Raw genomic sequence first — 8,806 nt, forward strand, 5'->3', positions numbered from 1 at the left:
GGGAGTCGCTCGGGCGCCCGAAGGTAGGATAGCCTAATCATGTGTTGAACTCTGGGCGGTCCGATCGGCTCACGATCGACACCGGCTCGCGGCTCCCGGTGTTCTTCGTGCCGCCCGCAGAGCCGGTGCGCAGCAAGCAGATCCGAGTCGATGCCGACACCACACCGAAAACGTTGGTCATCCGCACCATCTTCGGGGCCGGGAAGTACACACTGCCGGGCATGATCCTGATGGTCGGGCACTTCGTCGGTGAAGCGCTGGTGCCGGTGGTCATGGGATTGGCGATCGACCGCGCGGTGTCCACCGGCGATGTCGGGTCACTCATCGCCTGGGTTGTCGCACTGGCCGCTGTATTCCTCCTGCTGTCGCACACCTGGCGGTTCGGTGAGCGTCTGACGATGTACGCGCACGGTCTGGTGGAGCACCAGTTCCGGATGCGGGTCACCGATCGTCTGCTCGACCCTCGGGGGATGGCCGGCCCGGCACGACTGCCGGGCGTCTCCCTCAACATCGCCACCTCCGACGTGATGCGATTGTCGAGCGCTGTGTTCATCGCCGTCTTCCCCATCGGGGAGCTCGCCGCGGTCATCGTGGCGGGCGCCGTCCTGCTGTTCATCTCCTGGCCGCTCGGACTGGCGATCCTTCTCGGGGCGCCGACCCTCCTGTGGATTCTCGACCTGGCGGGTGGACCGCTGCGGGCGCGGACCGAGCACGAACAAGAACTCGCCGGCGACGCAGCGGGCACGGCCGCAGATCTGGTCGCCGGATTGCGGATCGTCAAGGGACTTGGTGCCGAACCCGAGGCCGGCCGGCGGTACCGGATGGCCAGCAGTCGTGCGCGCGTCGGTGCGATCCGCGCTGCCGGATCGCAGGGCACCTACATCGGCGTGATGCAGATGGTCTCCGCGTTGTTCGTTGTGGGAGTGGGGATCGCGGCGGGCCTGATGGCAGTCGAAGGGCAGATCAGCTTCGGCGAATTGATCACGGTCGTCGGACTCACCCAATTCGTGATGGGGCCGCTGAACGCACTGGGGACCAACTTCGGCGCCCTCTGGAACAGTGCGGTGCCCTGCGCCAAACGGGTGCTGTCGGTGTTGCAGGCCGAATCGGCGATCGAGTCCGGGTCCGTCCGGAACGCCGAAGGTCCGTTGTCCTTCGACGACATGACGGCCGGGCCGGTCGCCGGATTGACCCTCGAACTGCCCCCGGCGGGACTGGTCGCGATTGTCTGCGCGCCCGAGGAAACCGAAGCGCTCGTCGCCGTTCTCGCGCGCAAGAAGGCACCCGAGTCCGGCGTCGTGAGGCTCGGTGATGTGGACCTGTTCGACCTCGGCCGCGACGTCGTACATCAGCTGGTGCGAGCAGTGCCGCACTCTGCGGATCTCTTCGAGGGTTCGGTGCTCGAGAACATCGAGGCCGGTGTGGACGACGATGTCGCTGACCGTGATTCCCGCGTCACCCGCGCGATCTTCGCGGCCGCCTGCGACGACGTCGTCGAGGTGTTGCCCGCGGGCCTCGACACCCCGGTGGGCGAGGCCGGCCGCATGCTCTCGGGCGGGCAGCGCCAACGTGTGGGTCTGGCCCGCGCTCTGGCTGCGGAGTCGAAGGTACTGATCCTCAACGACCCCACCACAGCAGTGGATTCGGTCACCGAGGCCACCGTCGCGCGGCGACTCCACCTCACCCGTGAGGGTCTGAGCACGGTGGTGTTCACCAACTCACCGGCGTTCCTCGAAGCGGCCGAACACGTTGTGATCATCTCCGGCGGGTCCTTGGTCTACCAGGGCGATCTGGCCGGCGCGGGCCTGCTGCCCGCCGGATTGAGCGGAGCCGGCCGATGAGCGCCGCGACCGGGGATGCCACACCTGAGGTCTCGACGGAGAAACTCGCGATTGCGAACTTTCGCACCACGATGGGCTACCTGGGCGTCGAGGTGCGTAAACAGATCTGGCCCCTCGTGCTGCTCGCCGGAATCATGACGGCTGCAGCAGCACTGGGGCTCGTCACGCCGAGAGCCCTCGGGGAGATCGTCGACATCGCCGACGAAGGTGGCGCCACCGGCGAGATATGGCGCCTGGCCGGGGTCATGGCCGCTTCGGCGGTGGGTGCCGCGGTGCTCGCCGGACTCGGAGTCCGTTTGTCCGCGAAGATCTTCGAGACGATTCTGGCGCATCTGCGAGAGACCATGCTGGCCGCCTCGCTGCGGCTGCCGCTTGCGCGCGTGGAGGCCGCCGGCAGTGGTGACCTGGTGTCCAGGGCCACCGACGATGTCAGCACCGTGAGCCAGGCCATCGGATCGGTGGTACCCGCCCTTCTCACAGCCACTTTCACCATCGCCGTGACGTTTGTCGGCCTGGCGCTGCTGGATTGGCGTTTCCTGTTGGTTCTCGTGGTGGTCATGCCGGTCTATGTGAACGGTGTGCGGATGTTCCTGAAGAAGGCACCCGCGATGTTTGCCGCGGAACGGGCTGCCACCGCCGAGCGGGCCCATCACGTACTCGGCTCGATCCGCGGGTTGGACACCGTGCACGCATTCGAGTTGTCGCAGTCGCTGAACGGCCGGATTGAGCGTCATTCCTGGTCGGTGGTCCGCTGGTTCATGCGTGCGATCGTGCTGCAGAACCGACTCGGCGCCCGCATCAACCTGGGCGAGTTCGTCGGCATGACAACCATTTTGATCATCGGGTTCGTGCTGGTCGGGTCGGACTCGCTCACCGTCGGCGCAGTGACCGCAGCCATGCTCTATTTCCTGTTGTTGTTCGACCCGATCGGACGGGTCATGTTGCTGGTGAACGACCTGCAGTCCGGCGCAGCCGCTCTCGGTCGCATCGTGGGCGTGATCGAGGAGGCGGACCGCGCGGCGACCACCACGACGGCCGTCGACACCAAGCCGGCCCGGCCTGCGCCGGGGGCGCCACTGGTCGAGATCCGCAACGTCAGCTATTCGTATTCGCCAGAGCACGAGGTGCTGCACGACATCTCGCTGTCGATCGCGGCGGGAGAACACATCGCCGTGGTGGGATCATCGGGCGCCGGGAAGACGACACTGGCCACCATCGTCGCCGGTATCCACATGCCGTCCGAGGGACGTGTGCTGTTGGGTGGCAGGGACATCACGTCCATCGACCGCACCGAACTGGCGCGTTCGACTGCGCTGGTCACCCAGGAGGTGCACGTCTTCAGCGGAACGCTGGCCTCGGACCTTCGAATCGCCGCGCCGGACGCCGACGATGATCAGCTCTGGGCCGCACTGGATCTCGTCGATGCGGGTCCGTGGGTACGTGCGTTGCCCGATGGCATCGAGACGGTTGTCGGCGAGCAAGGGCACCACCTCACACCGATGCAGTCGCAACAACTCGCCCTGGCCCGGATCGTTCTGCTCGACCCCGAGATGGCGATACTCGACGAGGCGACCGCCGACGCCGGCAGCGCAGGTGCGGGTGTCCTCGAGGCCTCGGCGGAAGCGGCCCTGCGTGGACGCTCGGCACTCATTGTGGCGCATCGCCTGAGCCAGGCGGCTCGCGCCGACCGCATCGTCTTCATGGAACGCGGACGGATCGTCGAAGTGGGTACACACGCCGAACTCGTCTCGCTCGGAGGCCGTTACGGCAACCTCTGGAGGGCTTGGTCTCGGGGCCGCACGCAGAGCTGAGCTTGGCCCACCTCACATTTTCGCACGCTTCCATAACTCGCCAGATAAGTATAGGCTTAGTTGCAAGCGCGGCGGTACGATGTGTCGCCCCATCGTCGGAGTCGATTGCGACTTCTCGCGCCTGACATGGCGGCAATGCCGTTGTCCCGGTGGCGTTTCGCCCCGACATCGCGAGTGAGGAGCTGCAGTTGAGTCAGCAAGATGTGTCCACGAGTTTGTCGGAGGAGCAGATCGTTGCCGACATCGCGGGAGCTCTCGGCATGGCTCCCGCCGAGGTCACGCACGACCTGGATCTCCTTGACGCCGGTCTTGATTCGATTCGGCTGATGTCGTTGGTGGAGAAGTGGCGCAGCGCGGGCTCGGCCCACGTCGACTTTCCCGTGCTCGCCTCCGACCCGGTGGTCGGCACGTGGATCGAGGTCCTGCTGACGAGTGCTGACGACGCCGGCCAGGGCGTTGTCTCATGAAGATGTGCATGGCAACGGTGTCTCTCGGCGGCGGCCTGGAGGAGAAGATCGATGCGATTGCCGCCGCCGGGTTCGACGGTATCGAGTTGTTGGATGCCGACCTTCGGGAGTCGGCGATGTCCCCGGGCGAATGTGCTCGCCGCTGTGCGGACCTCGGATTGACCATCGACCTGTATCAGCCGTTCCGGCGAGCCGAAGGCGTGTCGCACGACGAGTTCGGTGCTGTGCAAGCTCGTTTTCGACGCGAGCTGGAGGTGATGCGGGAGATCGGTGCCGACTCCATACTCGTGGTCTCCAACACCGATGATGACGCCGACAGCAGCCGTGACCTGTCGGTGGCACAGCTGGCGGCGCTGGGCGACGTTGCCGCCGAGCACGGCGTGACGGTGATGTTCGAAGCTCTGGCGTGGGGTACCCACATCAGCCGGGTCGCAGATGCGTGGGAAGTGCTGCAGCGCGCCGATCATCCTAACCTGACCCTGGTGGTCGACACGTTCCACCTGATCGCCCGGGGTGAGGATATCGGCATCTTGTCCGAACTCCCAGCCGGCTCGGTGGGATTTCTCCAACTGGCCGATGCGCCTTTGCTTTCCATGGACCTCATGCAATGGAGCCGTGGGCATCGCTGTTTCCCCGGTGAGGGGCAGATGGATCTCCTCGCCCCGATCGGCACCGTCCTGGCATCGGGGTATGACGGGCCCCTCTCGCTCGAGATCTTCAATCCTGGCTATCGCGAACGCGATACGCACGAGGTAGCCAGGGCCGGGGCAGTAGCGCTCGGCGAGTTCATCGATGAGCTGGGAACACAGGCGAACGCCCCGTCCTCCACCTGGACAAACGATGGCGTGCAACGTCTTTCGGCGCAGGTGGGTTCGCTGTGAGCGGGTTGCGACCGTTGGAACTGGACGGGGTCGTGCCATATCCTGCCGACTTTGCCGCCCGGTACCGCGACGAGGGTTACTGGACCGATCAGACGCTGTCCGAGATGTTGTTCGAGACGATCGAACGGTCGCCCGATCAGATCGCGCTCATCGCCGGAGACACCCGGATGACCTATCGCGAGCTCGGGGAGCGGACGCTGGCGTTCGCGGCGGGTTTCGAAGCTCTCGGTGTCGGTCGTGGCGACCGCGTGGTGGTGCATCTGCCGAACGTGCCCGACTACCTGCCGATCCTGTTCTCTCTGTTCGAGCTGGGGGCGGTTCCCGTCCTTGCCCTTGCCGCGCTGCGCAGGCATGAGATCGAGTACTTCGTGGGGTTCACCGAGGCGGTCGCCTATGTCACCGTCGAATCCCACGCCGGCAACGACTTCGGGTCACTGGCGAAGGAGCTGAGACAGTCGTCGGCGGGCCGGCTCCACACCGTCGTCTTGTCCGAGGACGGCGCGGGTGATGATGTGGAGCAATTGCTTTCGCGCGGTCTGTCGGCGCACCGACGCAGATCCCTGCCGTCGGACGTCGCCTTCTTGCAGTTGTCGGGCGGTACCACCGGCCAGCCCAAGGTGATTCCCCATACCCATGAGGACTACCTGGCCTCCGTCCGGGCCAGTGCGGACATCGGCGGGATCACCGATGGCACCGTCCAACTGGTGGTCCTGCCGATGTGCCACAGCTTTGCGATGCGCTCGCCGGGGTTCCTCGGGGTGCTCTACAAAGGCGGCACCGTGGTGCCCGCCCCGAACGGAAGTCCCGACGTCACGTTCCCTCTGATCGAGCAGCACGGCGTGACCGACGTGTCGGTGGTCCCACCGCTCGCGCTCGTGTGGCTCAATTCGTCGCTCAAACGCCGGTATGACCTGCGAACTCTGGAGGTCCTACGGGTGGGTGGGGCCAAGTTCAGTGCAGAGGCCGCCCGCCGGGTGCGTTCGGAGCTCGGTGCGACCGTGCAGCAGAGCTTCGGGATGGCCGAAGGGCTCACCACCTTCACCGGGCTCGACGAGGACGAAGAGACGATCACCACCCGGCAAGGCCGCCCGACGCTGGAGGCCGATGAGGTGCTGGTGGTGGACGACGAGGGACATGAGGTGCCCCTCGGCACCTCCGGCCATCTGCTGACGCGCGGACCGTCGACCATCCGCGGTTACTACCGCGCGCCCGAGCACAACGCCGCCAACTTCACCGCCGACGGGTTCTATCGAACGGGCGACATAGTCCGCGCGGACGAGCGCGGCTACCTCACGGTGGTGGGGCGGTCCAAGGACCAGATCAACCGGGGCGGAGAGAAGATCGCACCCGAAGAGGTCGAAAACGTCCTTCTGACATCGGAATCGGTTCACGATGTGTCGGTGGTCGGAGTGCCCGACGAGCTGCTGGGGGAGCGCACCAAAGCGTTTGTCATCCCACGGGAGGGAAGCGACAGGTCGACGCTGTCGCTCGCGGCCATCAGGAGGTTCCTCACCGACAAGGGTCTTGCCGCGTACAAGATCCCGGACGTCGTGGAACTGGTCGACGAGTTCGAACGAACTGCGGTGGGCAAGGTCAGCAAACGCCACCAACGCGCACGCTGACTTCACCTTCTACTTAAGTTAGCCTATACTTACCAGAGTGAGATGTGAGGTCGTGTTCCCAATGATCGTTCGAGTTGTCGGTTCCGCTGGGAGCCCGGCAGGAGGAGTCGCTTCATGACCACCGATGAGAGTGCTCCGTTCGATGTGGTGGGCGTCGGTTTCGGACCGGCGAACCTCGCGCTGGCGATCGCGATCGAGGAGTACAACGACCGGGCCCGTCCGGCAGACCGCCTGACGGCGAAGTTCGTGGAGAAACAGCAGCGGTTCGGCTGGCACCGGGGCATGTTGATCCCCGGCACCACGATGCAGATCTCGTTCCTCAAAGACCTTGCCACCCAACGGGACGTCTGCAGTCCCTACTCATTCCTGAAGTACCTGTCCGAGCGTGGCAGGTTGACGGACTTCATCAACCAGCAGAGCTTCTTCCCCACCCGGCTCGAGTTCCACGACTACCTCGAGTGGGCGGCCGCCAAGGTGTCGCTGCCCATCGCCTACGGGACCGAGGTCAGCTCGGTGAACTGGACCGGCGACGTGTTCGAGGTCCAGGTGCCGGGTTCGGTTCCGGTGCGCGGGCACAACGTGGTTCTCGCCGGCGGCCTGCGTTCCAAGGTGCCCGCGGGTGTCACGCAGAGCGCGCGTGTGTTCCACAACCACCGCTTGCTCGAGCACCTCCGGGAACTGCCGCGCATGCGCCACCAGAGACTGATCGTGGTGGGTGCCGGACAGAGTGCTGCAGAGGTGGCCGCCTATCTCCACGAGACGTATCCGGATTCCGAAATCCACGCGGTCTTCGGCAAATACGGGTACACACCTGCCGACGACAGTCCCTACGCCAACCGGATCTTCGATCCGGACGCTGTTGTCGATTTCCATCAGTCGTCCGACGAACTCCGCGCGCAACTGCTCAGCTATCACCGTGGAACCAACTATTCGGCAGTGGATCCACCGCTGATCGAGGAGCTGTACCGCCGCGAGTACGGGGAGCGGGTGTCAGGGCGCCGGAGGTTGTTCGTACGCGGTGCGTCGGAGGTCAGCTCGCTGGTCGAGACGGATGACGGAGTAGCCGTGCAGATCCGCCATCGACCGTCCCAGGGCGTCGACGAGTTCAGCTGCGACGCAGTCATCTTCGCGACGGGTTTCGAGCCGGTCAGTCTCGCCGAGCTGCTCGGCCCGCTGGCGGCGGCCTGCGATGTGGACGACAAGGGTCGCCCCGTCGTGGACCGTCAATACCGGGTGACCACCAGCGGACGCATCAAGGGCGGGATCTACCTGCAAGGCAACACCGAGCACACCCACGGCCTCACGTCGACCCTGCTGTCGAACTTGGCAGTGCGTTCGGGAGAGCTGGTGGACTCGATCGTCGCCTCGGTCAGGCGAACCGAGGCGGAGGCCACCGTCCACATCACTTCTGAATCGAGCGAGCAGAGAGAAGGCGACTTTGTCTACCAACCCCTTTGATGATGACGAGGGCACGTTCTATGTGCTCGTGAACGATGAAGAACAGTACTCACTGTGGCCGACGTTCGCGGAGGTGCCGCAGGGCTGGCGGATCGTCCACGGAGCGAACGGTCACGCCGGCCGGCAGGAATGCCTCGACTACGTCGACGAGCATTGGACGGACATGCGGCCGAAGAGCCTGCGTGACGCCATGGACGCGGACGCCACGAATTCGGATGCCACGGATTCGCGGGCACGCCACAGCGTTTCTCCCTGAACAACTCACAGCATCTGACGAACCGAGGACACAAAACATGCTCCGCACTCTGGTGAACGGTAAGATCCACCGCGCCACAGTCACTCAGGCCGACCTGCATTACGTCGGCTCCATCACGGTCGACGAGACTTTGATGAAGGCCGCCGATCTCGTGGAAGGCGAAAAGGTTCAGGTCGTCGACGTCACGAACGGCGCGAGACTGGAGACCTACGTGATCACCGGCGCCGCCGGTTCAGGGGTCATCTGCATCAACGGGGCAGCGGCTCATCTGGTGAACCCGGGTGACCTGGTGATCATCATGTCGTTCCTGCAACTCGACGAGGCCGAGGTCATCGTGCATGAACCCAAGGTCGTCCACGTCGACTCGGACAACGCGATCGTGGCGCTGGGAAATGATCCGGCGCAACCGGTTCCGGGCGCGACCGATCAGCTGTCGAGCCGTTAGACACGATCGACGACCGTCTCGCATC

The 8,806-nt window shown here is 65.0% G+C and carries 8 protein-coding genes; all 8 read left to right on the forward strand.

What is annotated here, in order from left to right; genetic code table 11:
• The first annotated feature begins 41 nt into the window (after nt 1–41).
• On the forward strand, nt 42–1,841 hold the full coding sequence (locus tag WIMU1_RS10160) for an ABC transporter transmembrane domain-containing protein (protein WP_245968905.1): 1,800 nt from the start codon (nt 42–44) through the stop codon (nt 1,839–1,841).
• Nucleotides 1,838–3,652 (forward strand): ABC transporter ATP-binding protein, encoded by a 1,815-nt coding sequence (locus WIMU1_RS10165; RefSeq protein ID WP_062796886.1) that lies wholly within the window; start codon nt 1,838–1,840, stop codon nt 3,650–3,652. Before WIMU1_RS10160 ends, WIMU1_RS10165 begins: the two co-directional genes overlap by 4 nt.
• Nucleotides 3,653–3,840: 188 nt before the next feature.
• Nucleotides 3,841–4,119 (forward strand): phosphopantetheine-binding protein, encoded by a 279-nt coding sequence (locus tag WIMU1_RS10170; protein ID WP_243404558.1) that lies wholly within the window; start codon nt 3,841–3,843, stop codon nt 4,117–4,119.
• A gap of 8 nt (nt 4,120–4,127) precedes the next feature.
• Nucleotides 4,128–5,000: a sugar phosphate isomerase/epimerase family protein gene (locus tag WIMU1_RS10175; protein WP_245968906.1), complete on the forward strand. Its 873-nt coding sequence runs from the start codon at nt 4,128–4,130 to the stop codon at nt 4,998–5,000.
• On the forward strand, nt 4,997–6,622 hold the full coding sequence (locus WIMU1_RS10180) for a (2,3-dihydroxybenzoyl)adenylate synthase (RefSeq protein WP_062796888.1): 1,626 nt from the start codon (nt 4,997–4,999) through the stop codon (nt 6,620–6,622). The genes WIMU1_RS10175 and WIMU1_RS10180 overlap by 4 nt, the downstream gene beginning before the upstream one ends.
• A gap of 114 nt (nt 6,623–6,736) precedes the next feature.
• Nucleotides 6,737–8,080: a lysine N(6)-hydroxylase/L-ornithine N(5)-oxygenase family protein gene (locus tag WIMU1_RS10185; protein WP_084248141.1), complete on the forward strand. Its 1,344-nt coding sequence runs from the start codon at nt 6,737–6,739 to the stop codon at nt 8,078–8,080.
• Nucleotides 8,061–8,336 (forward strand): MbtH family protein, encoded by a 276-nt coding sequence (locus WIMU1_RS10190; protein ID WP_051722049.1) that lies wholly within the window; start codon nt 8,061–8,063, stop codon nt 8,334–8,336. The genes WIMU1_RS10185 and WIMU1_RS10190 overlap by 20 nt, the downstream gene beginning before the upstream one ends.
• A gap of 37 nt (nt 8,337–8,373) precedes the next feature.
• The gene (gene panD, locus WIMU1_RS10195; RefSeq protein ID WP_023960166.1) at nt 8,374–8,781 is read left to right on the forward strand and encodes an aspartate 1-decarboxylase; all 408 of its coding nucleotides are present in this window, start codon (nt 8,374–8,376) and stop codon (nt 8,779–8,781) included.
• Nucleotides 8,782–8,806 lie beyond the last annotated feature (25 nt).

Origin of the sequence: Williamsia muralis NBRC 105860 (assembly GCF_001598915.1) — a bacterium.
GTDB classification, from domain to species: domain Bacteria; phylum Actinomycetota; class Actinomycetes; order Mycobacteriales; family Mycobacteriaceae; genus Williamsia; species Williamsia muralis.

Coding starts and splice junctions, on each gene's coding strand:
- WIMU1_RS10165 (WP_062796886.1), top strand. CDS start 1,838: ATGAGCGCCGCGACCGGGGATGCCACACCTGAGGTCTCGACGGAGAAA.
- WIMU1_RS10175 (WP_245968906.1), top strand. CDS start 4,128: ATGGCAACGGTGTCTCTCGGCGGCGGCCTGGAGGAGAAGATCGATGCG.
- WIMU1_RS10185 (WP_084248141.1), top strand. CDS start 6,737: ATGACCACCGATGAGAGTGCTCCGTTCGATGTGGTGGGCGTCGGTTTC.
- panD (WP_023960166.1), top strand. CDS start 8,374: ATGCTCCGCACTCTGGTGAACGGTAAGATCCACCGCGCCACAGTCACT.